Annotated in this window: 1 protein-coding gene; it reads right to left on the bottom strand. The window is 65.2% G+C overall.

Going from position 1 to position 227, the window contains the following annotated elements:
- The coding region (locus L0P31_RS09325) for a TRAP transporter large permease subunit (protein WP_238096661.1) at nt 1-227 on the bottom strand (227 nt) is incomplete at both ends.

The raw sequence follows: 227 nt of genomic DNA, 5'->3' as shown, positions 1-227 counted from the left end.
AGGATGATCGAGGCCGGCGGCAGGAAGAAGCCGAGTACGACGACCATCAGGAGCAGCGCGCAGAGCAGCAGCCACGGCGAGAACTGCTGCGCGACGATCCAGGCCGCCGCGCCCTGCGAGATGTGCAGGTAGCTCATCGTCATCGAATAGAGCAGCGACATGCCCACGATCATCAGCAGCATCGTGGATTCGCGCAGCGCCGCCGACAGCATCGGCTCGAGGTCGCG

The sequence above is a fragment of the Streptococcus mitis genome, assembly GCF_022137125.1.
GTDB lineage: Bacteria > Bacillota > Bacilli > Lactobacillales > Streptococcaceae > Streptococcus > Streptococcus mitis_CE.
The sequence above is the reverse complement of the archived record's forward strand: the minus strand, read 5'-3'. Positions and strand labels throughout refer to the sequence as shown.